1 protein-coding gene is annotated in these 1,262 nt (G+C 55.5%); it reads right to left on the bottom strand.

Annotation, left to right across the window (positions count from 1 at the left end):
• Positions 1–142: 142 nt before the first annotated feature.
• Entirely contained in the window at positions 143–1,174 is a 1,032-nt protein-coding gene (locus NY78_RS21665; RefSeq protein ID WP_043641186.1) for an IS5 family transposase, read from the bottom strand.
• Positions 1,175–1,262: the final 88 nt, after the last annotated feature.

Raw genomic sequence — 1,262 nt, 5'->3', positions numbered from 1 at the left:
GAGACCGTTGCACAATTTCCTTAGGCAGGTGCGTTGGCCTTTTTTCAAGCTCAAAAACGGTTTTTTCGCCATCAATTGGGCGCACACAGTGACATGTTCTCGCCTGGAGGCGGCTGACAGCGCCTTTCAGGCGCACCTGTCCTTAGCTTCCCGCCATGAGGACTGCTTTTTTCAGGTTGAAGGCCATGGCATTGAGCAGAAATTCCAACTCGACCTTGGGGATTCCCAGGTAGCGCGTCCTGAAGAATCCATATCCCCGTTTGAGCGTGCCGAAGGCACGTTCCACCTTTGCCCGGACACTGCTGATGAGGCGGTTTGCCGCTTTCTCGACGGCGCTAAGCGCCCGGTTGCGGGCGGCCTTGTGCATGATGCCGTCCGCAAGCCCTCGGGCCTGGAGCACATGCCGGTTCAACTGGCTGCTGTACCCCTTGTCCGCATAGATGCAGCCTCCTGGCAAAGGGTCGATTTCGTCTAGAAGGTCTATAAATTCCTGCGTGTCGGAGCGATTGGCCGGGGTGACGTGCCCGCCAAGGAGAAAACCGTCCCGGCTGTCCGTGGCCGCGTGGATCTTGTAGCCGTAATACGCTCGGTTCCCTTTGCGCAGCCAGGCCGCGTCGGCATCGTCGGAGTAGCTGACGGTCACTTCCGAGGCCTCGGCGTCATCCTCTTCCCGGTCTTCGGGAAGAATGTCGATCACTTTGGAAGGACGGCGCGAGGACGAAACAACACTGGCATCGACAATGGCTCCCTCACGGACCAGCAATCCACGTCGCTCCAGTTGATGGTTGAGTTTGTCCAGGAGGCGCTTGAGCACATTTTTCTCGAGCAGGCTTTGCCGAAACCGGCAAATGGTCGAGGAATCGGGGACTTCGTCGTGATCAAGGGAAAGGCCCACAAAACGGACAAAGGACAGGCGGTCGTACAAAGATTCTTCCGCAGCCACGTCACTGAGATTGTACCAGCGCTGCAGCAGGAGAATTTTAAACATGGGCAGGGGCGGGTACGCAGGATTGCCAACGGCGTTGACAACCCGTTGGAGCTTCTTGCGAAGTAATTTTTCAAGCGGCTTCCAGTCGATGAGACGATCAATCTCGTCCAAAAAACAATCCTTGTGCTTGCGACGGGCCACCACGTAGTCGGCGATACCAGGATTCTTGGAAGTGCGCTCGCTCATGCTCGCCTCCATCTTTTTGATGGAGATAATGTAGCATAACTACATAATTTTACAATATATTTACGGCAATTTTCCGTGCATCGGTCTC

The sequence above is a fragment of the Desulfovibrio sp. TomC genome, assembly GCF_000801335.2.
Lineage (GTDB): Bacteria > Desulfobacterota > Desulfovibrionia > Desulfovibrionales > Desulfovibrionaceae > Solidesulfovibrio.
Note: the sequence above shows the minus strand (reverse complement) of the source record. Positions and strands in the feature narration are given on the sequence as shown.

What these genes read in the sequence shown, in the direction of transcription:
- NY78_RS21665 (WP_043641186.1), bottom strand. Translation starts at nt 1,174, where the DNA reads ATGAGCGAGCGCACTTCCAAGAATCCTGGTATCGCCGACTACGTGGTG.